This window comes from Ruegeria sp. AA3 (assembly GCF_056542905.1).
This window is the reverse complement of record NZ_JBQGAQ010000002.1, coordinates 150,361-177,159: the sequence shown is the minus strand read 5'-3', so window position 1 is coordinate 177,159 and position 26,799 is coordinate 150,361. Positions and strand designations below refer to the sequence as shown.

28 protein-coding genes, 1 tRNA gene and 3 pseudogenes are annotated in these 26,799 nt (G+C 55.3%); 6 read left to right on the top strand and 26 right to left on the bottom strand.

Translation table 11 applies throughout. From position 1 onward, the window contains the following. Positions 1 to 117 precede the first annotated feature (117 nt). The 3 genes from ACR0JR_RS05365 to ACR0JR_RS05355 form a co-directional block, all read right to left on the bottom strand. Positions 118 to 993, bottom strand: coding sequence for a hypothetical protein (locus ACR0JR_RS05365; protein WP_170780370.1), 876 nt, complete (start codon positions 991 to 993; stop codon positions 118 to 120). Between the two features lie 190 nt (positions 994 to 1,183). After that, positions 1,184 to 2,128, bottom strand: coding sequence for a glycosyltransferase family 2 protein (locus tag ACR0JR_RS05360; RefSeq protein WP_480455327.1), 945 nt, complete (start codon positions 2,126 to 2,128; stop codon positions 1,184 to 1,186). 124 nt (positions 2,129 to 2,252) lie between these two features. Then, positions 2,253 to 3,023, bottom strand: coding sequence for a class I SAM-dependent methyltransferase (locus ACR0JR_RS05355; protein ID WP_170780368.1), 771 nt, complete (start codon positions 3,021 to 3,023; stop codon positions 2,253 to 2,255). Positions 3,024 to 3,276: 253 nt separating this feature from the next. On the opposite strand from ACR0JR_RS05355, the gene ACR0JR_RS05350 reads away from it, so the two are divergent. Beyond that, positions 3,277 to 4,437, top strand: a complete 1,161-nt coding sequence (locus tag ACR0JR_RS05350) for an IS30 family transposase (RefSeq protein ID WP_170780367.1) — start codon at positions 3,277 to 3,279, stop codon at positions 4,435 to 4,437. A 163-nt stretch (positions 4,438 to 4,600) separates the two neighbouring features. Here ACR0JR_RS05350 and ACR0JR_RS05345 read toward each other — a convergent pair whose 3' ends face one another. Together ACR0JR_RS05345 and ACR0JR_RS05340 are read right to left on the bottom strand one after the other, a co-directional pair. After that, positions 4,601 to 6,274 (bottom strand): FkbM family methyltransferase, encoded by a 1,674-nt coding sequence (locus tag ACR0JR_RS05345; protein WP_480455325.1) that lies wholly within the window; start codon positions 6,272 to 6,274, stop codon positions 4,601 to 4,603. Positions 6,275 to 6,521: 247 nt separating this feature from the next. Further along, a pseudogene (locus ACR0JR_RS05340) lies at positions 6,522 to 6,848 on the bottom strand (transposase); the annotation flags it as partial. 111 nt (positions 6,849 to 6,959) lie between these two features. Between ACR0JR_RS05340 and ACR0JR_RS05335 the strand changes: the two are divergent. Next, a pseudogene (locus ACR0JR_RS05335) lies at positions 6,960 to 7,597 on the top strand (IS6 family transposase). A gap of 164 nt (positions 7,598 to 7,761) precedes the next feature. Here ACR0JR_RS05335 and ACR0JR_RS05330 read toward each other — a convergent pair. Next, positions 7,762 to 8,519, bottom strand: a protein-coding gene (locus ACR0JR_RS05330) for an IS5 family transposase (RefSeq protein ID WP_170780365.1) whose coding sequence is annotated in 2 segments (ribosomal slippage) — positions 7,762 to 8,195 and positions 8,195 to 8,519 — 759 coding nt in all. Because the reading frame shifts where the segments join, the coding sequence is not laid out codon by codon here. Positions 8,520 to 8,582: 63 nt separating this feature from the next. Continuing rightward, a complete protein-coding gene (locus ACR0JR_RS05325; protein WP_170780364.1) occupies positions 8,583 to 8,807 on the bottom strand; it encodes a hypothetical protein in 225 nt (74 codons plus the stop codon). Between the two features lie 642 nt (positions 8,808 to 9,449). Here ACR0JR_RS05325 and ACR0JR_RS05320 point away from each other — a divergent pair. Then, a pseudogene (locus ACR0JR_RS05320) lies at positions 9,450 to 9,602 on the top strand (IS6-like element ISPmar1 family transposase); the annotation flags it as partial. Positions 9,603 to 10,264: 662 nt separating this feature from the next. Here ACR0JR_RS05320 and ACR0JR_RS05315 read toward each other — a convergent pair. The 16 genes from ACR0JR_RS05315 to ACR0JR_RS05240 form a co-directional block, all read right to left on the bottom strand. Beyond that, the gene (locus ACR0JR_RS05315) at positions 10,265 to 10,507 is read right to left on the bottom strand and encodes a hypothetical protein (RefSeq protein WP_480455323.1); all 243 of its coding nucleotides are present in this window, start codon (positions 10,505 to 10,507) and stop codon (positions 10,265 to 10,267) included. Then, positions 10,494 to 10,682 (bottom strand): hypothetical protein, encoded by a 189-nt coding sequence (locus ACR0JR_RS05310; protein ID WP_170781468.1) that lies wholly within the window; start codon positions 10,680 to 10,682, stop codon positions 10,494 to 10,496. Before ACR0JR_RS05310 ends, ACR0JR_RS05315 begins: the two co-directional genes overlap by 14 nt. Continuing rightward, the gene (locus ACR0JR_RS05305) at positions 10,675 to 11,217 is read right to left on the bottom strand and encodes a hypothetical protein (protein WP_170781467.1); all 543 of its coding nucleotides are present in this window, start codon (positions 11,215 to 11,217) and stop codon (positions 10,675 to 10,677) included. The genes ACR0JR_RS05310 and ACR0JR_RS05305 overlap by 8 nt, the downstream gene beginning before the upstream one ends. After that, positions 11,214 to 11,609, bottom strand: coding sequence for a hypothetical protein (locus tag ACR0JR_RS05300; protein ID WP_170781466.1), 396 nt, complete (start codon positions 11,607 to 11,609; stop codon positions 11,214 to 11,216). The genes ACR0JR_RS05305 and ACR0JR_RS05300 overlap by 4 nt, the downstream gene beginning before the upstream one ends. Next, positions 11,610 to 12,275: a hypothetical protein gene (locus ACR0JR_RS05295; RefSeq protein WP_170781465.1), complete on the bottom strand. Its 666-nt coding sequence runs from the start codon at positions 12,273 to 12,275 to the stop codon at positions 11,610 to 11,612. After that, on the bottom strand, positions 12,256 to 12,771 hold the full coding sequence (locus tag ACR0JR_RS05290) for a hypothetical protein (RefSeq protein WP_170781464.1): 516 nt from the start codon (positions 12,769 to 12,771) through the stop codon (positions 12,256 to 12,258). The genes ACR0JR_RS05295 and ACR0JR_RS05290 overlap by 20 nt, the downstream gene beginning before the upstream one ends. A gap of 88 nt (positions 12,772 to 12,859) precedes the next feature. Next, on the bottom strand, positions 12,860 to 13,405 hold the full coding sequence (locus tag ACR0JR_RS05285) for a ProQ/FinO family protein (protein WP_170781463.1): 546 nt from the start codon (positions 13,403 to 13,405) through the stop codon (positions 12,860 to 12,862). Positions 13,406 to 13,655: 250 nt separating this feature from the next. Next, positions 13,656 to 13,910, bottom strand: coding sequence for a hypothetical protein (locus ACR0JR_RS05280; protein WP_170781462.1), 255 nt, complete (start codon positions 13,908 to 13,910; stop codon positions 13,656 to 13,658). Beyond that, on the bottom strand, positions 13,907 to 14,191 hold the full coding sequence (locus ACR0JR_RS05275; protein WP_170781461.1) for a hypothetical protein: 285 nt from the start codon (positions 14,189 to 14,191) through the stop codon (positions 13,907 to 13,909). The genes ACR0JR_RS05280 and ACR0JR_RS05275 overlap by 4 nt, the downstream gene beginning before the upstream one ends. 15 nt (positions 14,192 to 14,206) lie before the next feature. Beyond that, on the bottom strand, positions 14,207 to 14,818 hold the full coding sequence (locus tag ACR0JR_RS05270; protein WP_170781460.1) for a hypothetical protein: 612 nt from the start codon (positions 14,816 to 14,818) through the stop codon (positions 14,207 to 14,209). Between the two features lie 753 nt (positions 14,819 to 15,571). After that, entirely contained in the window at positions 15,572 to 17,359 is a 1,788-nt protein-coding gene (locus ACR0JR_RS05265; protein ID WP_170781459.1) for a DNA polymerase, read from the bottom strand. 92 nt (positions 17,360 to 17,451) lie between these two features. Beyond that, the gene (locus ACR0JR_RS05260) at positions 17,452 to 18,273 is read right to left on the bottom strand and encodes a hypothetical protein (protein ID WP_170781458.1); all 822 of its coding nucleotides are present in this window, start codon (positions 18,271 to 18,273) and stop codon (positions 17,452 to 17,454) included. 198 nt (positions 18,274 to 18,471) lie between these two features. Next, entirely contained in the window at positions 18,472 to 18,726 is a 255-nt protein-coding gene (locus tag ACR0JR_RS05255) for a hypothetical protein (RefSeq protein WP_170781457.1), read from the bottom strand. Between the two features lie 141 nt (positions 18,727 to 18,867). Then, complete coding sequence (locus tag ACR0JR_RS05250; RefSeq protein WP_480455321.1) at positions 18,868 to 19,140, bottom strand: helix-turn-helix domain-containing protein; 273 nt, start codon at positions 19,138 to 19,140, stop codon at positions 18,868 to 18,870. A gap of 65 nt (positions 19,141 to 19,205) precedes the next feature. Next, positions 19,206 to 19,658, bottom strand: coding sequence for a hypothetical protein (locus ACR0JR_RS05245; RefSeq protein ID WP_480455320.1), 453 nt, complete (start codon positions 19,656 to 19,658; stop codon positions 19,206 to 19,208). A 172-nt stretch (positions 19,659 to 19,830) separates the two neighbouring features. Continuing rightward, positions 19,831 to 21,078 (bottom strand): site-specific integrase, encoded by a 1,248-nt coding sequence (locus tag ACR0JR_RS05240; protein WP_170781455.1) that lies wholly within the window; start codon positions 21,076 to 21,078, stop codon positions 19,831 to 19,833. 151 nt (positions 21,079 to 21,229) lie between these two features. Here ACR0JR_RS05240 and ACR0JR_RS05235 point away from each other — a divergent pair. Beyond that, positions 21,230 to 21,307 (top strand) — tRNA-Pro (locus ACR0JR_RS05235). Between the two features lie 75 nt (positions 21,308 to 21,382). Here the strand turns inward: ACR0JR_RS05235 and ACR0JR_RS05230 are convergent. Beyond that, positions 21,383 to 21,802, bottom strand: coding sequence for a tyrosine-type recombinase/integrase (locus ACR0JR_RS05230; RefSeq protein ID WP_480455319.1), 420 nt, complete (start codon positions 21,800 to 21,802; stop codon positions 21,383 to 21,385). 170 nt (positions 21,803 to 21,972) lie between these two features. Then, positions 21,973 to 22,428, bottom strand: coding sequence for an Lrp/AsnC family transcriptional regulator (locus ACR0JR_RS05225; protein WP_480455318.1), 456 nt, complete (start codon positions 22,426 to 22,428; stop codon positions 21,973 to 21,975). 115 nt (positions 22,429 to 22,543) lie between these two features. Between ACR0JR_RS05225 and ACR0JR_RS05220 the strand changes: the two genes are divergently transcribed. Then, entirely contained in the window at positions 22,544 to 23,743 is a 1,200-nt protein-coding gene (locus tag ACR0JR_RS05220) for a methionine gamma-lyase (protein ID WP_480455317.1), read from the top strand. 14 nt (positions 23,744 to 23,757) lie between these two features. After that, the gene (locus ACR0JR_RS05215) at positions 23,758 to 26,130 is read left to right on the top strand and encodes a 1-deoxy-D-xylulose-5-phosphate synthase N-terminal domain-containing protein (protein ID WP_480455316.1); all 2,373 of its coding nucleotides are present in this window, start codon (positions 23,758 to 23,760) and stop codon (positions 26,128 to 26,130) included. 454 nt (positions 26,131 to 26,584) lie between these two features. Here ACR0JR_RS05215 and ACR0JR_RS05210 read toward each other — a convergent pair whose 3' ends face one another. Continuing rightward, the gene (locus ACR0JR_RS05210) at positions 26,585 to 26,761 is read right to left on the bottom strand and encodes a hypothetical protein (RefSeq protein ID WP_480455315.1); all 177 of its coding nucleotides are present in this window, start codon (positions 26,759 to 26,761) and stop codon (positions 26,585 to 26,587) included. Between the last annotated feature and the right edge of the window lie 38 nt (positions 26,762 to 26,799).

Below are 26,799 nucleotides of genomic sequence, written 5' to 3'. Positions count from 1 at the left end.
CACTATCCGCAACAAACCCCCCGTTCGATGCGGTCTATATTGATAGCCACCTTATGACCTTTGGTTTAGGGTCTTTTATAGAGAGAAACGATGGACTTTTCCGCTATGTGCCCTTCTCTAGAAAAACGCGTCTATCGCTGAAACTAACTGTCGTGCGACTCGTTCTGGGCTGACCTGATTGCGCATTGCTTCTATCGACCGAAGCCCGTATTGCCATTCGGAAGAGCCGACTGAAGCGCGCGCAAAATCAACGACCTCAATGATGCTCTCCTTGTCTGAATTGCGGGCCAAGAAAGGATAGTCCTCTCCCAGGAACCTGACTGCGTCGTCCACCTCGGGTGTGCAAATCACATTCCGGTTCGCAAGCGCGGCAGTGAATCCTTTGGTAAATGGTTTGGGTTGTCGATTTGTTTCGTTTCGCACAGCATAGTGAAGATGTGCCTGCCCGATCTCAGTCAAAGCTTGCTCAAAGTCAGATTGTGCATCCGCGCTGAGCGTCAACATGTCTTGAGCAATTTCCGACGGGATGTATGTATTGGCAAGTTTGCCCAGATAGGCAATTTTCAGGTTCGTGTCTTCGGGTTCTTCTGAGGGTTTTATTCTGGGGTCCGCATGGTGATCCACGAGCGCGATCGGAGGCATCTTAAGCCTGTGCCGATTAGAGACGCGTGTGCATTTACGCTGCATAAAGTCCTGGGAGGCTTTGCTCGCCGCGATGTGCAGATCCGCCTTTCCAAAGATCTCGCCACCGGCAAAGCTGTCTACATGATCAATGGCCACGCATATGGCTTTGTGTCGGAGGCTTTCGAGCTGCTCTTGGGATAAAATATCCGGAGAACCCTTTAGTAGAATGATTGCAGCGCCTTCAGATTGCCTCAGGAACTTGGCCCAGCGATTAGGCTTTTTTTCCGGGTGCGACATGACTTCGACACGGACGTCATATCTATCGCTATGGTACTGCCGCACAAAGCCCGCTAGTTGATCACAGCGCATATAGCGAGATCCTGTGTCGCGAAAGCGAGGTTTGAAAGCGAATATGAGCTTTCTTTTTCTTTCAAACAGTCGCCCGTCTCTTGAATAGTAGTGACGCAATCTATGGGCCTTTTTATAGTGTTAATTGCAAGAAGTTACGCTCTGGTGTGCTTGGCCACAAAACGCGCCGCATTATCATCCGCAGGCTTCGTTACTGCCATGCGTTCTTCAGAATCCATTCCTTTCGGCTTTTAAAAGGCTCAATACCTATGATTGCGTCAATACGCTTGCGATGCTGTTCATCGGCTAATCGTTGCAATCTCATCAATTGGACGTCCGTTTCAAACACCTCTTTATAATACGCACGAGCACGGGCGATGTTTTGAGACATGTCCGACGTAGCGGGTGCATTCTGGTTACGAAGTCGCCAATAACGATGTGAAACCATTTTGCCTTTGATCACCACATCGCCGCGATTCATTTTGACAAGGTAGGATTCTAGTGACCGAAGTGGAAAATGTTCCAAAACAACGCACTCATATGAACCACGCGTGTCAATACCATTCTTGGTCCTATCCTCGTGCAGGGCAGAAATGGGTCGGCCACTGCCGTCCACCCATACCGCGGTTTCATCAACGTCCGGCCTGTGGTTTCTGATTTGCAAGACTTTGTCCGAGAGCCGTACGATCGATTTTACACCACGCTCCGCTTTCCACCTTCCGGGATACAGCGTCTGATGTCTGGGAAATTGTTCGGTAACCCAGCCTGGGATAAAGGACTCGACATCATTGCTGCCGTGGTTCAGTTCCGACATCGATAACACGTCAAACGGGCCAACTTCATTGAACAAACACTGCAATGTACCCGATCCACAGCGAAGATTCACAAATTCGTCCACGTCCATCGAAATCACGAAATCCGCAGTTTCGAATTCAGGCCTGGAATGAACGGCTTTCAATGCGATAGGCTGAAAGTAGGTGCTACCCAATGCGATAGCAGGATTTTCTAGATGAACAACTTCTTTCATGTCCTGCAACCGATCCAAAATCTCAGTCGTGCCGTCGTTTGTGTGGTTCGTATAAACAACGAAATCTGAAACGCCGATCGCTTTGTGCCAGGCGACCCACTCCAGGATAAATGGCCCTTCGTCCTTCATGCACGTGACAATCAACACGTTCGGGTCATCGATCGGCCAGTCCCGAAATCGACGTTCCGGTATAAGGCGGGGCACTGCAGATCTTTCGGGTTTTGTCAAATTACCAATTTTCCTGACTGACTAATTATGGAGTTACTTTTTGATGGCCACTGACCGTTATGATCTGCCCCGGCCCATCGAACAATGGAAAACCTGCCTCTGCTTCTGCGTCCGCAGACACGTAGTCAAAGCTATCATACAGTTTCTCTGCTTCGTCCGAAGAAAAATCAATTGTCAAGTAGTCTTGCACTATCTGGGCATATGTATCTCTGAGCACAGCGTTGTCCGGGTCAAGCTTTGATACCGCAACCAGACCCGTGGGCTTGCAGTCAAAGACATCAATGCGAAGGTCCGGGCGATACTTCTGCAAGATCGGAATAAGTTTGAAAACATCCCCGGTCCAAGGGCCTTCGGGCAGATTGTCGAGATCCCGCGTTGTCATTTCGAGGTTCCAAGGACAGCAATCATGTAGCATGATGATGCTGTCGCGCGCGCAGTTACGTTCCGTCGCGATGAAGTCCCTAAGCAAATACTCGAACAGGTGCATTCCATCGAGAAACGCAAGCGAAACCTTAATGTCGTTGTTCTCGAGGAATTCGGACTCGAAAAACGAGTCACTGGTCTTCTGAAACAGGTGCAGCTCCGGTTTTGTTCCAACTACGTTCTTTGTGATCGAAAACACCGGATCCACCGCAATCGTTTTTGAGCGCACCGTGGCCAACGAATTCCCTTTGCGACTACCGATTTCGAAATACCAATCAAACACATATCGATTGTGAAGTGCCTTCAGAAACCTAATGTATCTCAGCCCATTCGCTTGTATCTCCGGGCGGACTTTCTCGAAAAAGCTAGTCATGCGAACATGCTCCCTGTATTTGATCTAAATTTTGGAAAGCGTCTTATGACACCTGTTGGTATGGTGTTGAACATGCGATCAGTTTTTATGACAGCCATCAAACCAAACTTATGCAGTTTGCATTGTTCTTGCAAAGGTTCGCTTTAGTCTCGACCCGGTATTCTAACTGTTTTTCTAAATGACAGCAAAGCGGCGGCGGTTTCAACGGGTGAGCGCAACACTTTAGTCTTTTTGGCAAGATGGAGTGTTACAGATGAAGTATCGTACGCGGACGTTTTACACAGACGAACAGAAGTCCGAGATGTGGGATCGGTGGCAACGCGGAGAGTCGATGAGTTCGATTGGTCGGCACTTCAATCGTGCGTCGTCTTCGATCTTTCCGCATTTGGCGCAGTTTGGCGGGATCCGGCCACCTGCCCGTAAGAGGTCGCGATTTGCTTTGAGCCTATCGGAGCGGAAGGAGATATCTCGCGGGTTGGTCGCCCAGCAATCGTTCCGCTCCATTGCGCGAAACCTGAACCGGTCGCCATCAACGATCAGCCGAGAGGTTCATAGAAACGGCGGGCGTCAGGCCTATCGCGCGGCGCGCTCGGATCAGCGGGCCTGGGACTGCGCAACGCGGCCCAAATCATGTAAGCTCTCGTTCAACGACCCATTGTGCCAACTGATCGCACGCAAGTTGCGTCGGAAATGGCCACCTCAGCAGATCGCCGGTTGGCTCAAGCGCAAGCACCCGGACGAGGAGCAGCAACGCGTGTCGCATGAAACGATCTATCGCAGCCTGTATGTGCAGACCCATGGGGTTTTGAAGAAGGAATTACAGGAGTGTTTGCGCAGCCCACGTGCAATCAGGCGCTCTCGCCATGCGACCCAGAAAGGGTTGAAGCTACGCAAGATCAAGAATGCGATCCCGATCAGTGAACGCCCTCCTGAGGTCGAGGATCGCGCTGTCCCAGGGCACTGGGAAGGTGATTTGATCGTAGGATCCAACAACAGCTACATCGCCACGCTGGTGGAACGCCATTCCCGGTTTGTGATGTTGGCGAAGGTCGAGAACAAAGACACACAAAGCGTCATCACCGCTTTAATCAAGCAAGCGCGCAAGTTGCCTAAAGAGCTGTATCGGTCACTGACCTGGGACCGAGGATCTGAGATGGCCGGTCATGCGAAGTTCACCATGGCCACAAAGATTGACGTCTTCTTTTGTGATCCGCGGTCACCTTGGCAACGCGGTAGCAACGAGAATACCAACCGACTTCTCAGACAGTACTTCCCGAAAGGCATTGATATATCGGGCTTTAGCCAAGCCAAACTCAGCGCCGTCGCTCGCCAGCTCAACGAGCGACCTCGAAAGACCTTGCATTACCAAACGCCAGCGGAGAAATTTGAAGCTTGTGTTGCAGCGATCAGTTGAAACCACAGCACTGAGCGGTCGTTCTACTCCTCAAAATCATTTGAGAATTATCAGGGGAAGCAGTTTTGGACGTCGATCACTCCTCAATGGGGGACAGTTTTGCATCCCGTTCCACAATCAGCCACTTTTTTTGCGGACTTTTTGGTGCAGGAAGGGGCGTTCGTCAACTGCCTACGAAATCAGACCGCCGCAGCAGGGTATTGCTTGCGAATTTCTGATAGACCTCATAGGCCCCTTCCGGAAAAACCTGCTCCGGTACGGTCTGCCATTTGTCAGTATGGGCGTGTTCATACAGGATGAAATCCGGCCAGGTTATGCGCGGCGCGGATTGGAAGAACGGTATGAGGCAAAGCGGTTCAGCGCCCTCAATGTCTATTTTCAGGACATAGAGCACGCCAGGCTTCCGTTCCTCCACAAAGGCCTTCAATGGTTTGAGCGATACGGAAATGGAATTGCCGGAAGAAATATTTTTTGAGTCATCCCCAGCGGCTGAGGATCCGAGCAAACTGGCTTGCCCCAGGTTTGAATGCAAATACAGTTGCGCGGTGCCGTCCTCACCCGCGAGCGCCACGCCATGGGTCCGGATTTGATCAAAGCCGTTCAATTCGATATTATGTTGCAAACGCGCCATCATTTCCGGGTTGGGTTCAAAGGCGTGAATGCGGCTTTCATCACTGGCACTACGGGCGACCATAAGGCTGTAAATGCCTGAATTTGCGCCGATATCGTAGAGGACAACAGATTTGCCCGATACGAGCGCCTGAATACTATTAAGTTCCTCTTTCTCAACTTCGATCCCGCGTGCCAACTCGTGGTCGGTATAGTTGTCATCCGGAAAGACGACCATGCGCGTCCCTCGAAAATCCACTTCGGCTAAAAAATGCCCTTTGGCGGCATCAAAACGAAAGGACCGTGCCGCGACGGGCGCACTGCCGGGAAAAAATGTGGCATTTTTCTCCGCTTCCCAAAGATCCACCCGCAACAGTGCTCCCATGCGGCGCAGAGGGCGCTTGTCCTTGTCAAAGCGACACACACGACGGTGAAAGGCCCGCAAACCTGCTTCGCCCTCTGTCTCGATTATACGATTGAGGTAGGCATTCCGCCCAAGCCCATCCGCTGTCTTTCCTGCACCGCGCTTGTCATCATTGTTTTTTTTCTGGTAGGCCCCGCGTTTCAGGCGGCGCTGGACAGATCCGACCCATTCATCTTCGTCATAGCTGTGCAAATGCAGAAGCGTCATATCTTTGGCAAGCTCGCCCTCGTCGCGGGTCCCGTGTTGAAACGGGCCGTGGATCGACAGGGCCATATCGGGCTGCCCTGTGCGAACGAAGTGCTTGCCCGCCCGATGGCTCAGCAATCCACCATCGAGGATCGAATAGGCCTCTCCGTAGACACGATCGCCCACCTCGCGTCCTTTCTTCGAATTCGGCAGGGCATAGCGGAAAATATTGCGCCCGCGCTGCGTCCCAGCAAAGCTTTCGGCTACGGGCAAACGCACCACCTGTTGGGACGGCGGCACGACTGCCAGCGCCCGCGCGACATCCATGCGAGCGTGAATAAGTTCATCCGCATCCAGATGGATGATCCAATCCAGCTTAGTCGACTGGTAGGCGATGTTTGCGTTGATCTTTTGACGTTTTTGATGGGCGGCTGGACGACGGTCTATCCAGTGCTCGTCATCGCAGAGCACCACTGTAACCCGGTCCAAATGCGTGACCAGCTCTGCTGCGGGATCTTCTGGGTCATCAAAGAACAGCACGATTTGCTGCGCACCGATCGCGAGATGGTGAGCCACAAAACGTTTCACATTTTCGGGGCTTTCTTTGAGGGTCGTCACCGTACCCCAACTTGGCCATAGCCGCATAAACCGATATTTCCCAAGTAACTTTGTATTGCGATTAGCTTGAGCGTTTTCGTGGGCGTTTTCAACTCTGACGAGGATGTGTCGCAAACTTTGGCAAGCACGTTGCACCTCGGAGTGTGACCCAGCCCCTTCATCCGGGCCGTTTTGATGTAGAATCCGTTCCTGTTTTGCACTGAATCCCAACCTTCTGCCGCGTAGGCATAGAGTATTCCGCTTTTTCTCAGCATGACGGGCTGGTATCGTCATGTGAGTGTGCCAGCATTGCCGGCGGGAAGTTCCCGATGGCGTTGTGCGGTCTTTCTTCGTTGTAGTATCTAAGCCATTCCTCAATCTTTTTGCAAGCATCTGCCAGCGACAGGAACCAATGCATGTTCAGGCACTCTGCTCTGAACTTGGAGTTGAACGCTTCGATAAAGGCGTTGTCGGTCGGTTTGTCCGGGCGTGCAAAGTCGAGCGTGATGCCGTTGCGGCAGGTCCACTAGTCCATGTCCCGAGAGATAAACTCGCTGCTGTTATCCACCCGTATCGTCACCGGATAGCCAATCTGTTGGCACGGCATTGCCAACTTGTTTGCGGGTTCTGAATTGGTTAGGCCTCTCGCATGACTATACCGCCCAAAAAAATGCCGCGCCTGAAGGGTTTTCGTTTTCCGCGCTAGATCACCGCCTATGCTGTCTGGGACTACCATCGCTTTGCACTCATCACTGCTGATGTTGAAGATCTGCTCGCTGAACGCGGAGTTACGGTGAGCCGGGAAACTATCCGACAATAGGTCGAACGCTTTGGCCGCCATTCCGCCACTTGCATCAGGCGGGACCGGCTAGGGGCTGCCGACAAATGGCAATTGGACGAAGTGGTCATCCCGATCAACGGTCGGAAATACTGGCGCTGGCGGGTGGTGGATGCGAACGGAGATGCTCTTGATATTTTCGTCCAACCACGGCGAAATGCCAAGGCAGTCAGGCGTTTTCTGAAGTGGTTGATTTCGCAATACGGCGAACCCGGTGTCGTGATCACGGACAAGTTGCGAAGCTATTTCAGGCCGAGCGCGGATTACCGCGCACTTAAGAGATTAAGCAATCGGATCGAAGGATCACACAAACCTACTCGAAAGCGTGAGAAGATGATGAGGAAGTTCAAGTCGGCAAGGCAGGCGCAAAGGTTCCTTGGCGCTCACGATCAAGTCAACACTGTTTTTTCCCCCGCCGCTATTAACTCTCCATCAACTTTTACCGTCACGTCAGAACCGATACTTTCGGCCTCTGGAGCGGTTATGTTGCCGAAATGAATGTCTGATAGGAACTGGCATCACCCTGCTCAATCAAACGCAAACAAGTTGGCAATGCCGTTCAAAGCTCTCACAGAAATCCGCGATCTCTTCTCACCAGATGAATGCTGGAATTACATTAAAGCTGCCGGATATGTCTCAGATTAAAAGTCGGATGCTCTAGGGTCAGGACTCATAGCCAATAGATGACGGTTGCGGCGAGTGCGATTGCCGAGAGGAAGACCTTTGGGCATCTGTCATATCGGGTTGCTACGCGTCGCCAGTCCTTGAGCCTACCAAACATGATTTCAATCCGGTTGCGGCGTTTGTAGCGTTGCTTGTCATACTTCACAGCTTTCTTGCGCTGTTTCCTGCCTGGGATACAGGCGCGTATCCCTTTGTCTTTCAACGCTTCTCTAAACCAATCCGCATCATAGCCCCGGTCACCCAGCAGCCAATCAACATTCGGTAGGCTGCTCAACAAAGCCCGAGCGCCGATGTAGTCGCTGACTTGACCGGCGGTGACGAACAGGTTGAGAGGTCGACCATGGCTGTCGCAGATGGCATGTAGCTTCGTATTCATGCCGCCCTTCGTCCGACCAATCAGGCGTCCACGCCCCCCTTTTTAACGCCCAAACTGGTCGCTGTACGGTGCGCCTTCAGGTAGGTGGCGTCGATCATCACGGTCTTCTCTTCGCCGTGTCCAGCCGCCAGACCCACCATCATCTGGGCAAAGATACCCTTATCGCTCCACCGCTTCCAACGGTTGTACAGCGTCTTATGAGGCCCATACGCCGCAGGTGCATCGCGCCATCGTAAGCCATTGCGATTGATAAAGATAATGCCACTCAGCACACGTCGGTCGTCGACGCGGGGCTTGCCGTGGGATTTTGGAAAGAAGGGCTCAAGACGCGCCATCTGCGCATCGGTCAGCCAGAAAAGATCAGACATGTTCACCGCTCGTTTTTCGAACCGTGAATCACGCAGCCAAGCGGAAATCAATGGGTCCTGACCCTAGTGCCGTGTCCCATGTGGGTCCACGATTTCCAGAACAGACCGCAGAACAGCGACGGTAAGGCCATAGCTAATATTTGGGCTGGCGATGTCGTCACGGTGCATTGCCAATAAAGCGGAGGCACGCACTACCGCCGCTTCTTCTGTTCCACCTGCAGTTCTTTCGGCTTCAAATTCGCGGAGAATATCCGTCGTAAGTTCCTCGATTGTATGCCACTGTGGCATTACTCACCTCTTAAGTTTTTTAATTGAATTTTAGGCCGTCTGAAGCTCAACAAACCTGATCGCCATAGCACGATGGTCAACAAAAGCCAAATATCAAGGTTTTCGCATGCCATCATACACTTTTGGAACTGGCACTCGCAGGAACGTAGACCGTGGCACAAAACAATACTCTAAGTATAACTTATTTGGATATCTGTTGTCATTGTGCCCTTGATTTATGGACGCAGACACACTACCGGACATTTGACCCGGTTTTGTGCCCTTAATTCTCGGATATCCACAAGTTGCCAACCCGCGATTTCAAACACTCTCGGTGAGGGAATAAAGGGCCGTTGTACCTGTTCACTTCTGGCTGACACACGACTTATCCCCAGAATGCACAGTCTTGGATTTAAGGGCACAGTCCGACAATTAATGACACAGTCCAGAAACTAAGGGCACAATTTGGGACTGATTTTGCTCAACTTTTTGAAGAGAGCGTCCAGCAATTAAAGGCACAGTGACACAAAGCCTTTCAACATCTTGTTGATCGCCTTGATTCCAGCAGTGTTGGCGGTTGTGTCGCAAACTTTGGACCTAGATTGACGAGCATGCAGAATCCGACGTTTGTTGTCCGCGTATTGTTCTCCAACAGGTTTCAGCATGATTTCCTTGAAAGGCTGCCATTTCCCCAAGGATGCCGTTTTGTACGCTGTGTACTTCTATTTGCGGTACACAGTGTCGTATCGTGATTTGGAAGAGATCATGGCTGAACGCGGTGTGCGAGTTGACCACGCCACATTGAATAGGTGGGTATCCAATTCCTCAAACGGGGCAAGCAGGTCGTCGTTGAGGTACCGCAGCGTATCCTGCTGCGCCATGTGGATCGCCCATTCGTGACGGACTTGTGCCGGGGTCATGGTGCCGCCACTCTGGATAAACGTCGCCGCCAACTTTAGGGCACACCGCCACTGGCGTTCGGACACTGCACGCGGATCGATGTCGATATCATGGCCGCCGATACCGTAGACGGTTCGATTGTAAGCCTCGGCCACCCGGTGGGTTTGACGGATGGCGTTGAGGTCACGACGGCGGCTTTGCAAGTATGACTGCACCAGCGCCTTGACCAATGCGTCATCCTGCTCGGCCTGTGCTGGATCGATGATCTGCTCCTCGCCTGAGCCTGCCATGTGAATACTCATACCGGGGCTCCTTCGATGTGGGCTTGGGCGTCGATAAGAGCACGCAGCAGTTCTTCCTCTGAAAGTTCGTCAGAGATCGGGGCGTCAGTGTCGTCTTCGGCCTCATCAGGTAGTTCGCCTGCCCAGAGCCGGTAGTAAGACGCAACGGTGTGGGTGGCGTAGGCATCGGGGCAATCCAGAACGAAACTCTCACCGTCTTGAACACGCCAGATTTGATCCGAGTAGAAGGTAGGGTTCAGATGGCAGATGGCCAGCGATCAAGGCAACAGGGAGCAATCAACGCTTCTGGCCCTTCGACAAGGGTTGCCCCCCATTGGCGATTTGTTCCGTGATCCGACGCAAACGACCGCGATCCGTGGTCTTGGGGGAGGTGCCCCCGGATTTCATTCCGGTAGTTGGTCGGCGCTTCCCACCTGAAATGGAACCCTTCAAAGGTGTCAGAGGCAACTGGCCATTCGCCCTTCGGATCGCGTTGGTCTTTGACAGAAAGTCTGGGCTTGTTGGTCTACGTCTCAGCATTTTGTTTCTCCTTCTTGAGGGCCCTTCGCGCCCGATCGATCATCTCGTCAGCGCTATCCGGGTATGCCTGCAAAAGACGATCACGGGCTGATAAATCACCCTGCGCAGCCATCCGTGCCAAGACCTTGGCAGCATTTGGCATGGCCGCTTTCAGTATCTCCAACGCATCAGCCATCAGCAGTGCCCCCACTATTGTACGGCTTGCGATAAAGGTTCAGGGCAATCTTCAGTTCATCTGAAACCAAACGACCGTCAGGTATACCGCGCGTCAGTTCACTCTCCAGTATTTCGGCAATCTTCGCCCTGTGTTGGGGTGGCACATATGGACCGATCCGCATGGCAAGACGGGCAGACTTCTGGTTCCACATGGAGCCAGTCAAGAGGGCATTTTCCCGTTTCAGGATCGGATAGATCGCATTCGTTAAACGACACAATGCGTCTGATGCCTTGCACAAGAGCTTCAGACTGCGCTCACCCGTTTCCTCTGACATAGCCACGTCTGTCGCGTTGTGGGCGGCGTCGGTGGCTGCTCGTATCACGTGAACCAACTTGTCACCGGGACGGTCGGGCTCACGCTCAACGTCGGTGCGCGCGACACGTTCGGCTTCGCTCAGCGCTGGCAGGTCAATAACATCAGTGGACGGGGAGTAGTCCGCGCGGTCTTGGTACTCCGAAACAAAGTCGATGATCTTGCGCGCAGTGGCTGTCATTTCTTCACCTCGATCCCGCGCATCTGGGCATGGGTCTCCAGCGTGTCCATAGCCTCAGCCTTTTCAATTGCCCGGAACGGATCAGCGTGCCCCAGATTTAGCTTTCTAGCCACGACCTTCCGTTCACGCTTTTCGATATCAAGCTGTGCCTCTGCCAGCGCAGGGAGCCGAGCCGCCAGAGCACCCGTGGCCATAGCGCCCGCAATCCGGTTCTTAGGCTCCTCGGTCGGGTCACGGGCAATGGATATCGTGATCGCCATAGCCTCGGCAGTTAAAGCGCGTGCTCCAGTCAGAGTGCCAGCGGCGGCGATCAGGTCGGCGTCAGGTACAGGGCCAAAGATTTCACCGTCAATTGCATCGTCGTCGTCGTTTACCACACGTAGATCAGCCATCTATACCTCCACACCGTATTCGCGTTCCAGTTCGCTCCAGTCCTTCTCCTCAGGCAGTCGCACCCGTTCAACGATCTTGTTGAACCGACGGTCGCGCAGTTCTTCGGAGACCTGATCGAAGGGGACCTTGTCCATGCCCAACTCGCGTTCGACTACATCACCCTCGTAATAACAGCCGCCCGGCAGCCAGTCTGGGTGAAGGGGTGCATCGTCGTCGATGCCGGGGCGGTGACAGTTGAACTCACGTTTGTGCTCAGGTGGCTCCTCGCGCCAGCGCATTGCGACCAAAGCCTCAGCCGTTGTTATGGCAACACCCTCAGGACTATCCCGGTGAAGGGGGTTGTCATGGTCGAAGGCCACCTTGCCCACCTCCATCCGAACTGCGATCTGATTGGCGTGTAACAAGGCCGCAAACGCAGCTTCCACGGCAGCGTTCAGGTCGTCATAGGTCGGTGTCGGTAACTGCTCATTACGTCGCTTCTCCAACGCAATCCGCGTCAGTTCATACTCCACGTTGTCCGGATAAACCTCACGCGTTTTCTGCTGCATTTTAAGCAGGACCAACTGCTCGGGGGCCATCTTCAGCAGGTGCTCGGTCGCACGGTCGCGGGACTTGGCCTTCTGTTCGGCCTTCATGGCGGACAGATCAATCGTCTCTTTTGTCATCGTTCAGGCCTCCTGTTGTCGAGGATTTTAGCACATCCTCAATCGCATTACGCGCATGCGGTCGGTCCTTCAGAACAGCGTCAATGATCGCTGGGGCGTGCAGCGGGTCGGCGTGCGTGTAATGCGCGGCGATCTCCCTTAGGGCGGCAGCAATCTCGTGGTGCTCATGGTCCCGCAGGCGCTGTGCCAGAGCGGTGCGCGCAGTCACGTTGTCAGTCAACCTGTCAACAGCGTCCATGGCACCTGAGATATCGCCCGTCTCAAACCCAGCTTGGATCGAAGCGCCAGCAACCTCGCCCGCCTCTGCCAGCACGCTCAATATCGGACCCCAGTCAACGGCACGGTGGCGATGCAGCTTTTGACGCGCGATGTTGGCAGCCTCGCATTTGGTCAGGTGCTCGAAGATCGCGGTCGTGCCTGCAGGGAATTGTTTGGCAAGCGCCCGGTAAGATGCACCCTCAAGGTGCGCGTGAACCAGCCGGAGCCGATCCTCCATTCGCCACGTGCAAATTCGACACTTGGTCGTCGGTTCGTTACCTACTCGAAGACCCCGTTGTTCGGAAACGTTCGTGGCCTGCCCACCATCAGCCATCGCGCTTCTCCCGACGCTTCTGTCTGTTGGCCAGTAGATCAGCAGCGGCCTTTCGATGTTCACCTGCCACTGGTTCGGTAACTGTTCCGTCAAGGTTGTGTCGCTGGCTGTCGGGGTGGGCCAAGGCCCGCAGATACGCCCACCGTTTCGCCCAACGCCCGACCATGATCCGTGCAACTTGGTTGCTGATACCCAGTTCCTTGCGGATGGCATCCCTCAGGCCGATAGCAAGCGGGAGCGGATTTGACGGGTCGAACATCACAGGCCAACGACGTTTGGCCTCAGCCAGCGCCAGATCGGCTTTCTCTGCGGGCGTCTGAGCGGCCTCAGGAAGTGCGTTAGGGGGTGCAGACGGCTCAGTGGGCGGGGAAATCGGCTCCACGGTCGTCTGGGCGTGTTTCTCGAGGGCGCTGGACGTTTTAGCGGCAGTCGCCAGACCCAACTTGCCACGAATGCGGGGTTTCTCGGTGCTCGTGTCGTTCATCGGCAGGACTTCGTCGGTTGGAATTCGGTGAACAGTTTCCGGAAATTCGGCCAAAAAAATTCCCCCAGAAAAATCGGGGTCGGGTTAATCAACATAGGATCGGGAACATTGTGACCGGTTTGTGTAATACCGGTGTGTATAGGGACCCGCTCTTCGACCTCGAAGGGGGGTAAACACAGGTCCAAAGGTCGGAGAGATTTGGTCAGGGTGATAGGGGTCCCACAGGTATCGGCACCATGCACTCCACCTCGGTTCAGGTGAGAGCTCCTTTCTCCATGCTTCATCACCTTCTCCAACACATCCATCATTCGATCACCTCATCACCCGAGTACGGGTCGCGCCCAAACAGGTCATCCTGGCGCCTGTCGTCGGTCTTGGACTTCGGCTTGGGCTTTTGGGGCGCGATGAACAGCGTCAGGTCGTGATCGTCCTTGGCGTCCTTACGGTCGTTCTTGAACAACAAAACGTTCGCATCGCCCAGTAGGCCGCCGTAATAGACCTTGCCCGAGTTGGTGGATGTACGCTGCCACAGCTTCGCAAGCTGGATCATGTTGGTCATTTCGCCTTGCTCCTTTGGTCATCGGAGGCGCGAACGAACGCCAGTGATTTGGTTTGCTCTATCGGTGTCGGGGAATGTGCTGGGCGCTCACCGGTCACGCGTTCAATCTCATCGAAAGCCTGATCAACCGGCATGCCGCACAGTTGCGTCAGATAGCTCATCAACACGTGACCCAGTGCCGGATCACCATTGCGAACACGCTTGGCAGCTTTGTTGGCTGCACGGGTCCACTGCAGTTTGGTGATCCCAAATTGGCGGCGTATGTCGGCGGCACGGTTCACGGGGCAGTTCCTACATTACGCATCCTGAGATACACCCAGCGCTTCTTGGTATCGAAGGAGAGGCAGCGAGCCGATCCGCTTGGGCATAGGTAACTGCTTCATCGGGAAGCCGTCTTCGCCGACAGGGTATCGCTTCAGAGCGAGACGGCTGATCTCCAACGCTACAGGTAAGAGGAAGTCATAGGCCAGTTCTTCAATCGTGAGGTTGGCCGGTTTGGGTGTGAAGATCCCGTTCTCATGGATCACCAATAGTGAGTTGTTGGGTAACGTCGCGGTGCCCAGTTTCTCCCCTAAATCGCTATGCGGATCTTGCAACACCGCCAGCAACAGGCGAGGTGGGAGGATTGTCCCCGGCCATGACTGTGGGTGGGGGGAGCAAGGCCGTAACGTGCGGAACCCGTTCAGATTGCCAGAAGCAAACCGCCTGTGGCTCGAAGCGCTGTGGAAATGCTGGAGGACATGGCACCTACGGCACAGTAATACGACATCGCTCAACCACTCATCGAACTCGCGGGTGTAGTCCAAGTGGTGAGCAATGTATTCGTCCGCATCGCCATCGCCACACAGTTCACAGACAGCGTCGGCACGTGCCCATAGGCGGGCGTCCAGTTCGGGGTTAATCCCCATCAGGCTCTCCTCCTTCGATGACCTTGAGATCCGGCGATTGCTTCCACGGACGTGCGTAGCCGTACCTGTCGATGTTCAACGAGACGGTGGGAGATCTGCCCGGCAGGCGTTGAACACGGATGATGTCCAGGGATTCGAGGCGGGCTAGGGCACGGGCGCGGTTCCCCCTGCAAGAGATGTTGGCCTCCTGCCACATCTCCGAGATCAATTTGAACTGCGCACGCTGCCGCATGCGAGAGTGTCGGATCAGAACAGCCGCCAGCCGGAGATGTGGGGGAGCGCCTAGGTCGTAAAGTAAGGCTAGCGGTATACGAACGAAGGCGTCCTCTGCCCCCGCTTGTGGGTATTTCCGATCCTCGTAAAGGTCCCCGTCTGAGGGGGTACTAGGTATAGGGGGTATATATATTGAGGATATTGAGGAATTTGAAAGAGGGGGTACGGGGTTGTCTGAACCGGACGGGTCCGCTGTCTGAACCGGACGGGTCCGCTGTCTGAACCGGACGGGTTCGTCTTTGGGATTTCGCTGACCTTCTAACGCTACCAGCACGTCATTCGGTACACCTCGCCGGACGAACAACAAACCGGTATTCCGGTCTGGAGCCTCCAACACTTCTATGCCCGGCCATTGACCGACGTGCCCGCCCCCTGCCCTGAAAGACCGGTATTCCTTCGACTGCATCTTGACCGTTATCGTCCCGCGTTGGGGGTCGGTTTCCGGCCAAGCGACAAGACGGGGCGTGGAGGTGTGTATATTCATGGCCATTTGGTGACATACCCCCTGCGAGTAAGCGCAGCGTTGACGATGTCCCACATAGCCTTACCCTTAGGTCCGCGCAGGTTCTCGCCGGGTTTTATCACGTCAACGTCTACGGGGATGCCGTGCCCTAGAACCGACCGGGCAGCTTCCTCCATAAGACGTGCGATCTCCGCTGAGGCATCCGAGATCTCGACGAGATCTACCTCCACAAGCACGGCGTCGTGCAAGGGGAAGCAGAGCCTGAAACCGGCGTCGGCAAGTGCGATACAGGCAACCCGAAGGATGTCGCCCGCCGTGGCCTGCATGGGCCAGTTCTGGAGGGTGGTTTCGCGAATACCTTCCTGTTCCCACTCACAGTCCACCAACACAGTCTGCCGGATATCGGCAACCTCCATCTGCCAACCGAGCGGGGTCTCAATCCGGCTGGACAGGGCGGCGCTGTCGATGCTGTCGCGGTTCCAATCCCAATACTCGGGGTATTGTTGGGCGTGCTTCTGGAGAAGGCCTGCTGCTTCGGGGACAGTGCGGCCAATCCTGCCCGCCATCGAATGCTCTTTCTGGCCGTAAAGTGTACCTAAGCTTACGGGTTTCAGCACCTTGTCGCGAAACAGGCTGTGGCTCTGCTTTGTTGCGGTCTCGGGAACTAAGCCCGCAGACTTGCCGAAAGACAGGTAGAAGTCGCCGGTGCGGTAATGTCGGATCATGTTCGGGTCGCCGCTGAGAAAGGCGGCGATGGCGATCTCCTGAGACGACCAATCTGCATACAGGAGCGCCTTGCCTGACGACGGTGTAACCATCGTGCGCCACCAGTTGTTCCGCAACATGATGAACTCGGATGCCATTGGCTGGTTTCTGCCCGTCTTCGAACGGAAAGCCCCATACCCAACGGAGCGGGTGTCATCGTCGGAATACGGGAGGTTGAGGCGTTTGTACCCCAGATCCCGCTTGCCCAGCCGAGCGCGGCTATCCGGGCCTACACCTAAAGGTTGCACCTTCTTCATTTGGCCCAGAGCGATCTGGACATTACAGAACGGGGCAACGGCAGGGTATCTGTCCGCCATGTCCCGATAGGTCTTCTCGCTGGTGCTCCGTGCGCCCGTCGGCGTCAAAGGCCACGCCTCTGCGATCCCGAGACGCTCCAATAATTCTTCCAGCAGCATGTGGTTGAACTTACCGTTCAGGTACACGCCATAACTCTCGACGGACGCGACCAGCTCTGCACGGATATCCCCCCATGAGGAGATGATCTGGTCGTGGAGATCGGCGTCCACGGGGTACCCGTTCTTGTCAAAATGCGCAGTGGGGATTGAGTACCTGCCCCGGATCAAAGCGCATTCCCACCACGCTGCCTCCATCTGCGGAAGCAGTTTCTCCAGCAGGTTCCCGGCGTCTTCAACATCCTCTTGGCAGTAATCAAGGATCATCTGCCGGTCTGATTGGCTGAAGGGTGGCCCAGCAAGAATGCGGTTAATGACCCGGCGCTTGCTCTCATTCTGCCGTGCGGGCAGGCCGTGACACCGTAGTGCGGCCAGCAAACTACCACGCGGCCCGGTAACCCCGTTCATCTTGCTGGGCGGGCGTCCGTTGGTGATGCGGAGGTGTTCGGCGTACAGGTCGATGGTTGCTGGTGGTAGCTTCCAACCCAGCGCCATGTAACTACCAATCTCAGCGGCAGCGTTGTAAGCGACCATCACGGTGCCGTGCCCGTGAGGGTATGGCGGGGCGGCTCCCAATTCGTCTCCGAAAGCCCGGTACACTTCTCCGCTCCACAGATCCTTTGCCACAACGCAGACAACCTTCTGAGTGCCATCGTCCTGCGGTATGTACTCGAAGTCTACGGAGATCGGGCGGAGGGGGAGGGACCGGAGATCCACGATCAGTCCTCACCCCGGAAATTCTTCAGAATAGGGTGATCCCAATCGTCCAGAACCTGCTTACCGAATGCGAGGCGGAAGACGGTCTCTTCCGTTATGTCAGCGGGCCAGCGAGGCTCCTTCTTGTCCCACTCGGCGTGGCTAATCTGATACTGGCCCACGTCCTTTTCCCACGTCATCCGGGTCCAGTGCTCTTGGGCGTCCGCACAGGCCTCATGCTTCGCTTCGGTGGCAGCGTGCATGTTTCCTTCAAGATCCGCCTCACGGACCAAGAACAGCATGACCTTCCCATTGGCTGTGCAGATCAGGTAGCCGGTCTGGTAGGTCAGACCGTCAGAACCTTCCAGTTCGTCGGCAAGGTCAGGTGTCACGTAATAGGGCTTGGTTTCCATCTCCTCGGATGTCGGGTCGATGAAGATCGGCACTTCGGTGTACGCCCCGTCAGGGTGGGCCCGAAACCAAGCCTTGGTCTTCGTTACCACCGGGATCGGCATGGGCTTCCGGGTGATCTTCGGCTTTGTACCTGTGCGCTTACGTTCCTTCCGCGCCCGCGTGGCCTGCGCGAAGATATCCTCCGGCTCCGCGCCCAATGCGTCGTCGCGCCCGCTGGTCTCAACCCCCTCGGAGGGAGACCCATGGGCCAAGTGTGCCAACACCTTCTCAGGATCGATCTCGGTGCCGGGGGCATGACCGTTATTCGCGTATTCATTAATCGCGCGCACAGCGTCGCTGTGCTTCAGACCACTTGCGGTTTTGACGGCATCAACCAACGCCTTGCCTGCACCACATTCTTTAGCGGCATCGTTCAGTTTCTCAGTTGCCATGACCGTTGTCCTTTCAATGGCGATGAGCGCGCTCGAGATTAGCACGCAGTTTGCGGATGGAGCGCCAATCAGACGGCGATCCGGGTGTAATGATGGGGTCGAGGTGCGGGTGCTCTAAGCGGAGGTGGCCATTCCTTGTATGGCTAAGGGTTCGACCATACCGACGGGCCAATCGGGTGACATCTCGGACACGACGGTTCATTGCTTCCCCCTCGCAATCCAGCCTGCGCTGGCTTTCACCTCACTCAGGTCTTTCTGCAGGCGTTCAAGGTCTCCTGCCAAGGCAGCGATGTCCGCGCGGTTCTTGAGTTTCGACGTATGTTCCAACGCTCGTCTGATCGCTGTCTCGGCACCACGCAGGCTGTGGCTCACGTCGCGGGCCACGCCTTGGCTCAGTGATGTTCGGGGTATTCTGGCACCCGTTGTTGCGTGTGCAGTGGGTGAGGTCTTCATGAGAGACCTCCAACGGCGAAGTTGCTGCGGCGTAGATTAGCGTGTAATGAAGGGACCATAGAGTTCTCCTACTTTGGTCGGTTGGGGACCTTGGTGACAAAAAAAAAGCCCGTGGAGCCTTGGTCGGCTTCACGGGCTTCTTCATTCTTGGTTTTGGTGAAGGATGAACTCCAGCACATCGCTGTAGCGGTATCGCACTAGGTCACGAACCTTTGTAACCTTAGGGCCTTGGCCCCGGGCTCGCCATGTTTCGAGCGTGCGGGGGCTTACCATCAGCAATGCCGCGAGGTGTTCAGTGTCCAGCAACTGGTCGGGAGAGACGCGAGCCGGGATCACGGACATCTCTGCGTCGATCTCCTTGTTGATGCGCTTGATCGCATCGACGAGAACGTTTTCTCGTGTTGGGGCGTTCATGGTGCCAAATCCTCATTCGATCTGGCACCTCATTAATCACACGAAGAGTGTCCCCCGGAATAGGGTCAAAGGGGGACACTTCCAACTAAAGCGATCCGCGCCTGCTCAACCTCTTGAGATCGTTTGTGTAATCGGCGCAGTTCCTCCTGCAAAAAAGTTTTTGCGGCACTCAGGTCTCCGGACAAGCAGCGGCGTTTTATAGACGCCCGAAGCTGTGCAATTGCGACTTCCGCGCCTACAAGACGCCCGGGTTTTTTGTATTCCTTGCCGCCTTTGGACCAGTTCTCAACCCGCTTGGGAGTTGCGATGTCGGTGCCCACCATGTGAGATACTTGCCGCCAAGCATTGCGACGGCTCTCCCTGAAGTCTTCGTGCAGAACGTCGGCGGCAGCGCCAAGCGTGAGTTCGAACGCCTCGGTCTCCACATCCGCATCATTCCCACCAAACGGGTTCGCCAGAGCTTCGTCGCGGGTCCGACCATACATGGCGAAGGCACTGTCAAAGTTTCCCCCCGCCATATGACCGGGGCGAGACGCTTCATGACACGGATCATGATGTCGGCCTCCTTCAGAGCGCGCTCCCGCCCCCGGGGCACGTTGTGTAGAAGCTTCATTTGCTCGTCCACCATGGCCCGGAGATCGCGCAGGATTGCGGCGTCGTAGGCGTCGTCGTTGCCGTTGTTGCGCTTGTTCATGTGACATCCTCCATCCATGCTCGCTCAAGCCTGCGTTGGGCGTCACGCCGTTCTTGTTCCCTGACAGACTTGTCGTAAGTGCGCTCCAGCTTAGGAGGAGCGTGGGCGATCATTGCCTCGGCGACGTCGGAAGACACTCCCAGTTCCGCCAATGCCGTGCGGTAGCCACGGCGCAGCCCGTGCATCAGAACCGGAGACCCCATTGCCACCGACACGGGCTTTATGAGCTTCGACCAGCCCGACATCACCACGCCGCCTCGGCCCGGGAACACAAGCGTGTCGGGGTTGTCGCCTCCCAAACCAGTAAGTATCTCGGTGGAGAGAGGACCTAGATAGACGGTGTGAGACCGCGCCATCTTCGCGTTGGTCGCGGGGATGCGCCACACACCATTGTCGAGATCAATGTCCCGCCAGCGCGCAAGCGATGCCTCGCGCCTACGCAAGCCAGTCAAAGAGAGAAGGCGCAGGTAATCACGGAACACGGTGCTGCGGGCTGCAGTCGTCGCTTTCCAGAATACCGGCCATTCGGCACGATGTAGCGTCCACAATCTATCGCGCGCTTCTTCAGCCTCAGCCTTGGCGCTGCTGGACAACTCAGGTGCCTTGACCATGGCGGCAAAGCCGGTAGCGACCCTGCCCGTCTCCTGCGCCCAACGCCCCATTGCACGCAACCATTTCGCGTCGTCGGCTGCAGGGGCGTAGCCATTTCTCTTGAACGACCGAGCCACGGCGTTGTTCCACTGGAGAAGCGTGATTGTGTCAAAGGCAGTCTGTCCAAGGTCTCTGGTAATGCGGCAGACACACCGTTCGATCTTGTCGGCAGTCTTGGTACCCTTGGTCTGGTGATGGTCGATAAACTCATCGACCACGCGCGCAACGGTGTAGGCGTCGGTATCAGCTTTTCGCGGGTCAAGACCCAGCTTCATCTGGGCTAGTACCTCGGTGGCACGCTTCCGGGCCTGTGCAATCGTTATGGCGTCAGCCTGACCGATACTCACATCGATCATCGCTTTGTTCTTACCATCTGCAATGCGCCCACGGACGACATAGCCTCTACCGCCAGACGCCCTGAGGTCGAGGAACAACCCGATCACCTTGGCATCGGCAATACGTTGTCGCTTCTTGCCAAGTTCAAGTTGGAGCGAGGTGCGCGCCATCTTGTCCGTGAGCATCATACGCTCTGCGCGGTGGCGCTTTTTCGGTTGTTCGGGAAAGGCGACAACGGTCGCGGTTTGGTCGTTCATCTTGGTCTCTTTTCATGGTGACAGATTGTTTGTGGCAGGACAGTGCTCTGAGGTCAATGGTCCCGCGCCAGTCCCGCAATATGAAATAGTAGACCAGCGTAGTCCTACGTAGAGATTTACTCTCGGGACCTTTATTTTATAAGGCATTGAAGGGGTGTTCAGTACGTGAGCGTTTTTAGAGCACTGTCTTCGGGAGGCAGGGGTCGGAGGTTCGAATCCTCTCACTCCGACCAATAAAACAAGGCGCCTGAGGGCGCCTTTTGTATTTTCAAGACAGTGATCCGAGGTTCGTTGAACCTGAGCATTAGTCGAACTCTAACGCGTTGGCAGCTTTACGCAGGTGCTCGGGGCTATAGCGTGCATAGACGGACGCGGTGATCCGAGAGGCTGAATGGCCGAGAAACTGAGCAATCTCATCCATCGGAGTGCCTGCCTCCGCCATATGAACTGCAGCTGTATGCCGCAGCACATGTGGTGACACATCAGGCAGGCCCGCCGCGACTGCTGCTGCTTTGAATCCCTTCTTGATCGACTTCACAGGTCCACCCGCCCATTCAACGACATAATCGGACAAAGCGGCTTCGCGATCCAATGCTACTTTGGAACCACCCTGCTTGATCATCGTGATCATGTTCGGGTTGACGTATCCCACCTGCGCCGCGATCTCGGCTTGGCTCTTGGTAGGTTTCAGTTCGAGCACCCTCCGTTCGACATACTTCGCCATCCGGGTGTCTCCATACGGTTTGTTTATCATCGCTATCCTCTCATAAGTGATGCAGCACGCGCTGCATGTCTTTGATATAGCGACGGTGAGAATGGGAAATTGCGGAGGGAAAAAATCAATCAACTAAAATGTTTAGCCGATTGGCAACGACTCATTCTAACTCGGCCCATCTATCCGGGCGGAAAAACAGCGGTCTTTTTCACTGTTCCATAGACAAAGCTGGTATCGATCGAAGCTATCCCACCGATCGGATGAATTCGGTGACGAATAAATTCCTCGTAGGCCTCGAGATCCGATACCAAAACCCGCAACTGATAGTCCATCGCCCCGGTCAACACGTGGCATTCAAGAACTTCATCAATCATCCGAACACGCTTTTCGAAGCTCTGAACGTCCGTTTCATTGTGTCGCTCTAACCGGATACGAACGAAGACGGTAATGGCCATCCCATACGCGGCAGCGTCAACGTCGGCGCTGTATCCCTTTATCACTCCGTTGGCTTCAAGGTTTTTGACCCGGCGCAAACACGGTGAGGGAGACAGGTTCACTTCGTCGGCAAGATCCTGGTTCGTCATGCGCCCGTCCCGCTGCAGCGCTCGAATAATCTGCCTATCCTTAGCGTCCATTTCACCCTCTTTCTTGGCAGAATATGCCAATATCGCCGATCAAGTTGGCATATTTAGCAACCATTAGCTCAAAGTAAAGGCGCAAACTGGCTCCAACATGATTCAGGAGCTTGCAATGACTCGTTCAACCGGATTTGCCACCCGCGCCATTCACCACGCTTACAACCCACTGGAAAATGATGGTGCGCTGACACCACCGCTGCATTTGACGTCCACGTTTACCTTTGAAACCGCAGAGGCTGGTGGAGAGATGTTCGCCGGCGAGCGTGAAGGTCATATCTACAGCCGCATTTCGAACCCCACATGCGACCTTCTGGAACAACGCATTGCCGTGCTTGAAGGCGCCGAGGCTGGACTGGCTCTCTCAAGCGGCATGGGGGCGATCACGGCAGTGCTTTGGACCCTGCTGTCGCCAGGTGACGAAGTCATCGTGGACAAAACGCTCTATGGCTGCACCTTCGCCTTTATGCGCCACGGTTTGGCGAAATGGGGGGTCACGATCACACATGTCGACATGACAGACCCCGAGAACCTGAAAGCAGCGGTTTCTGACAAAACCCGCGTTGTCTATTTCGAAACTCCGGCCAATCCGAACATGCGCTTGGTGGACATCGCCGCCAGCGCCGAAATTGCGCACTCGGTCGGTGCCACGGTCGTCGTCGACAACACCTATGCCAGCCCATATCTGACCCGCCCGATCGAGCACGGGGCAGATATCGTGCTGCACTCTGCTACCAAATACCTCGGCGGGCATGGTGATGTGGTCGCGGGTCTTGTTGCAGGAACCGCTGAACAGATTTCTGAGATCCGCCTTGTTGGGATGAAGGACATGACCGGCGCGGTAATGGCCCCTTTCAACGCGATGCTGATCCTGCGTGGTCTGAAAACACTGAACCTACGTCTGGATCGTCACTGCGCGTCCGCCAAGGTCGTCGCAGATTTCCTCGAAGCACATCCCGCTGTCGGCGAAGTTTATTTTCCCGGTCTTGAGAGTTTCACCCAGCATGATGTCGCGCAGCGCCAGATGTCCCAACCCGGCGCCATGATAGCGTTTGAAATCAAATCCGGCCTGTCCGGCGGGATTGAGTTCATGAACCGCCTGAATATGATCCAGCGTGCGGTGTCCTTGGGTGACGCGGAAACCCTGATCCAGCACCCCGCATCCATGACGCATTCGACGTATACCCCGGAAGAGCGGGCCGAGCATGGGATTAGCGATGGCCTGATCCGTCTGTCCGTCGGGCTGGAGGATGTCGAAGATATCCTTGCAGACCTAGAACAAGCTTTGCCCTACCCTGCCCGCAGCGCCGCCTAAACCCGGAGACCAACATGCACATCGATCCCACCCAACTGAAGATCGTCGAACAGCGCCTGTTGTGGTTGTCTCATTGGATGATCCACCATGCCAACCATGTCCGACCAAAGGTGGATGGGATCAAAATCGGTGGCCATCAGGCTTCGTCTGCTTCGATGGTATCAATCATGACCGCGCTCTACTTCTCGGCCCTACGCCCTGAGGACCGGGTCGCAGTCAAACCGCATGCGTCGCCGGTATTTCACGCGATTCAGTATCTCATGGGCAATCAGACCCGCGAGAAGATGGAGAATTTCCGCGGATTTGGGGGTGTGCAAAGTTATCCCAGCCGGACAAAGGATATTGATGATGTTGATTTCTCGACCGGGTCTGTGGGCTTAGGTGTCGCGATCACCTCGTTTGCCTCGATCATTCAAGACTACATCAAGGCCAAAAGCTGGGGTTCAGACGCGCCAATGGGTCGTATGGTAGCCTTGGTAGGCGATGCCGAACTGGATGAAGGCAACGTCTATGAGGCATTACAAGAAGGCTGGAAAAACGACCTACGAAACACGTGGTGGATCATCGATTACAACCGACAGTCGCTGGACGGTATCGTCCGGGAAGGGCTGTTTGAACGGATCGAGAAGATCTTCGATGCGTTCAGCTGGGATGTCGTTCGTGTGAAATATGGTGTCTTGCAACGCGCCGCCTTCGACGAGCCCGGCGGGGACCGCCTGCGTGATTGGATCGACGCTTGTCCCAACCAGGATTACTCCGCTTTGACTTTCATGGGTGGTGCGAATTGGCGACAACGTCTCTTGGACGATCTGGGGGATCAGGGGGATGTGACCGCTCTAATCGAACGGCGCACGGATGCAGAGCTCGCCGCTCTTATGGAAAACCTCGGCGGCAACTGCGTCGAGACTATGGCCCAAACATTTGCCGACATCGATCATGATCGCCCAACATGTTTCCTGGCCTACACCGTCAAAGGATGGGGCACCCCCATTGCAGGCCACAAGGACAATCACGGCGGGCTGATGAACAATAACCAGTTTGCCGCGTGGCAGTCGCATATGGGTGTGCCGAAGGGCGAAGAATGGGAGCCGCTTGCAACAGTGCAGGACCCAGAAAAGCTCAAGGATTTCCTTGCAAATACGCCCTTCTTTGCCAAGGGTCCGCGCCGCTATTTTGATGGCAAGCTGGAAGTGCCGCCAATCGGAATCGACACCAGCCGCGAAATCTCGACCCAGATGGCGCTTGGCAAGATCCTTGACGGTCTGTCCAAAGGCGACGGCCCAATGGCCGAACGCATAGTGACGACCTCCCCAGATGTGACAGGCACGACAAGCCTTGGTCCTTGGGTGAACAGGCGCAAGCTATTTGCCCGATCCGAACAATCCGACGCCTTCATAGAACACCGGATCCCTTCGACGGCGAAATGGGAATTCACGCCCGAAGGGCAGCATATCGAGCTTGGTATCGCCGAAATGAACCTCATGTTGCTTCTGGGAGCGGCGGGTTTGTCGCATTCCCTGTTCGGTAAGCGGCTGATCCCAATTGGCACCGTCTATGATCCATTTGTCAGCCGCGGCCTCGATGCGCTGAATTACGCCTGCTATCAGGACGCGCGTTTCATGCTGGTTGGCACACCTTCGGGCGTCACACTCGCCCCCGAAGGTGGAGCACACCAATCCGTTGGAACACCGCTGATCGGCATGAGCCAAGACGGGTTGGCCGCTTTTGAACCCGCTTTTGCCGACGAGCTGGCGGTGATTATGGAATGGGCCTTCGATTACCTGCAGCGCGATGGCGAAGGGCAGCCCGACGAGCGCACATGGCTACGCGATGAAACCGGAGGGTCTGTCTACCTGCGCCTGACCACCAACCCGATTGAACAACCTGGAAAGCGTGTCGACGACGAGTTCCGCCAAGGTGCCATCGACGGGGCCTATTGGCTACGAAAACCGGGGCCCAATTGCGAAGTTGTAATCGCCTATCAAGGAGCAGTCGCGCCGGAGGCAATCAAGGCCGCCGGTATGATTGGTGAAGGCCGTCGCGACATAGGTGTATTGGCCGTGACATCCGCAGATCGCCTGAATGCTGGATGGACCGCCGCTCAACGAGCGCGTTCGCGCGGTAACCAAGCGGCACGCTCCCACATTGAAACCCTGATGTCCGACCTCCCGCCACACTGCAAGTTGGTCACCGTCATCGATGGTCATCCCGCGACTCTCTCTTGGCTCGGGGCAGTGCTTGGACATCAGACTATCCCAATGGGTGTCGAGCATTTTGGTCAGACCGGAACAATCGGCGATCTATATCGCCACCACTGCATTGACGCAGGCGCAATCTTGGAGAAAGTGAACGGCCTGACTCATGGCAGAGCTCTTCGCCGTGCATAAGTGGGCTGGATCTGGGCAATAATTTAGAGAACAAACCAGCACTGAACATAGACCACGATAACTAGCGGACCATGTAGACAGTGCTCTGAGGTTCAATGAACCTGCCGAACCTGAACTTGGCTTGTTTGATTGGCGATAACGCCTGGAAAACAGGGCTCCTTTGACTAAAAATCAATAACTTGGCCCTCTGCACCGATCTTCGGGAGGCAGGGGTCGGAGGTTCGAACCCTCTCACTCCGACCAATATTCTAAGGGCATTCTGCCGTTTCAGCTTATGGTCAATTTGCTGGATTCTATGAGCCCTCACACTTTCAGCGATGAGCCGGTATGTATCCACTGCCCTTTTGGTGATTAGATGCCCCGCCGCCGCAAGATGCAAAGCGGCAAATCGAAGTGTCAGAGACCCTCCAGACAACCACTAGTTTCTGCGGCTGGATTTTCCGAAATCACCGATTTACAGACGGACTGTATATATATCACCCGCGATGCAGTGGACGTATTTGGTCCAACTGACTTCGCATTCAAAAAATTTTGGAGTGCCAAAAGGTGCTGCACCAGAGAACAGCCAGGGCGAATGGATGGCGATCAGCGATGCGCTGTCTACAGCCGAGGTTGTGTCGGTGCGATGCATGGAATAAGCAATCCCGCCATCTGCAATTGCGGGACCTA

Bases quoted from the DNA above. Each gene is read 5' to 3' on its own strand.
- ACR0JR_RS05270 (WP_170781460.1), bottom strand. From the start codon at position 14,818: ATGGGGATTAACCCCGAACTGGACGCCCGCCTATGGGCACGTGCCGAC.
- ACR0JR_RS05350 (WP_170780367.1), top strand. From the start codon at position 3,277: ATGAAGTATCGTACGCGGACGTTTTACACAGACGAACAGAAGTCCGAG.
- ACR0JR_RS05220 (WP_480455317.1), top strand. From the start codon at position 22,544: ATGACTCGTTCAACCGGATTTGCCACCCGCGCCATTCACCACGCTTAC.
- ACR0JR_RS05260 (WP_170781458.1), bottom strand. From the start codon at position 18,273: ATGGCAACTGAGAAACTGAACGATGCCGCTAAAGAATGTGGTGCAGGC.
- ACR0JR_RS05215 (WP_480455316.1), top strand. From the start codon at position 23,758: ATGCACATCGATCCCACCCAACTGAAGATCGTCGAACAGCGCCTGTTG.
- ACR0JR_RS05295 (WP_170781465.1), bottom strand. From the start codon at position 12,275: ATGACAAAAGAGACGATTGATCTGTCCGCCATGAAGGCCGAACAGAAG.
- ACR0JR_RS05280 (WP_170781462.1), bottom strand. From the start codon at position 13,910: ATGACCAACATGATCCAGCTTGCGAAGCTGTGGCAGCGTACATCCACC.
- ACR0JR_RS05325 (WP_170780364.1), bottom strand. From the start codon at position 8,807: ATGCCACAGTGGCATACAATCGAGGAACTTACGACGGATATTCTCCGC.
- ACR0JR_RS05360 (WP_480455327.1), bottom strand. From the start codon at position 2,128: ATGAAGGACGAAGGGCCATTTATCCTGGAGTGGGTCGCCTGGCACAAA.
- ACR0JR_RS05250 (WP_480455321.1), bottom strand. From the start codon at position 19,140: ATGAACGCCCCAACACGAGAAAACGTTCTCGTCGATGCGATCAAGCGC.
- ACR0JR_RS05355 (WP_170780368.1), bottom strand. From the start codon at position 3,023: ATGACTAGCTTTTTCGAGAAAGTCCGCCCGGAGATACAAGCGAATGGG.
- ACR0JR_RS05225 (WP_480455318.1), bottom strand. From the start codon at position 22,428: ATGGACGCTAAGGATAGGCAGATTATTCGAGCGCTGCAGCGGGACGGG.
- ACR0JR_RS05255 (WP_170781457.1), bottom strand. From the start codon at position 18,726: ATGAAGACCTCACCCACTGCACACGCAACAACGGGTGCCAGAATACCC.
- ACR0JR_RS05300 (WP_170781466.1), bottom strand. From the start codon at position 11,609: ATGGCTGATCTACGTGTGGTAAACGACGACGACGATGCAATTGACGGT.
- ACR0JR_RS05315 (WP_480455323.1), bottom strand. From the start codon at position 10,507: ATGCTGAGACGTAGACCAACAAGCCCAGACTTTCTGTCAAAGACCAAC.
- ACR0JR_RS05210 (WP_480455315.1), bottom strand. From the start codon at position 26,761: ATGCATCGCACCGACACAACCTCGGCTGTAGACAGCGCATCGCTGATC.
- ACR0JR_RS05240 (WP_170781455.1), bottom strand. From the start codon at position 21,078: ATGAACGACCAAACCGCGACCGTTGTCGCCTTTCCCGAACAACCGAAA.
- ACR0JR_RS05290 (WP_170781464.1), bottom strand. From the start codon at position 12,771: ATGGAGGATCGGCTCCGGCTGGTTCACGCGCACCTTGAGGGTGCATCT.
- ACR0JR_RS05245 (WP_480455320.1), bottom strand. From the start codon at position 19,658: ATGGCGGGGGGAAACTTTGACAGTGCCTTCGCCATGTATGGTCGGACC.
- ACR0JR_RS05310 (WP_170781468.1), bottom strand. From the start codon at position 10,682: ATGGCTGATGCGTTGGAGATACTGAAAGCGGCCATGCCAAATGCTGCC.
- ACR0JR_RS05365 (WP_170780370.1), bottom strand. From the start codon at position 993: ATGCGCTGTGATCAACTAGCGGGCTTTGTGCGGCAGTACCATAGCGAT.
- ACR0JR_RS05230 (WP_480455319.1), bottom strand. From the start codon at position 21,802: ATGGCGAAGTATGTCGAACGGAGGGTGCTCGAACTGAAACCTACCAAG.
- ACR0JR_RS05305 (WP_170781467.1), bottom strand. From the start codon at position 11,217: ATGACAGCCACTGCGCGCAAGATCATCGACTTTGTTTCGGAGTACCAA.